A 229-nucleotide genomic window follows, 5' to 3' on the forward strand; every position below is an offset into this window, starting at 1 on the left:
GCGGCGGCCGGCGACTGCAGCGCGCGTTCCAGCCCGACCATGCCGGGGAACAGCGACGCGGTGTGGCCGTCGTCGCCCATGCCCAGCACCACGACGCCGGCCGGCTGGCGCGCGTGCAGGTTGGCGGTGGCGACGGCTTCGTCGAACGGTCGGCCGGCGCGCGTCAGTGTTTCCAGTCGCGCTTTCTCGGCCTTGTTCTGGATCAGGGTCTCGCGCAGCAGGCGCGCAT

General features: G+C 72.9%; 1 protein-coding gene. It reads right to left on the minus strand.

Annotated elements, in window-relative coordinates:
- Positions 1-229 (minus strand): 6-phosphogluconolactonase (locus tag SB719_RS23005; RefSeq protein WP_412160167.1); only part of this gene is annotated, 229 nt, incomplete at both ends.

The organism is Pantoea sp. SIMBA_079 (genome assembly GCF_046940275.1).
Lineage (GTDB): Bacteria > Pseudomonadota > Gammaproteobacteria > Enterobacterales > Enterobacteriaceae > Pantoea > Pantoea borealis.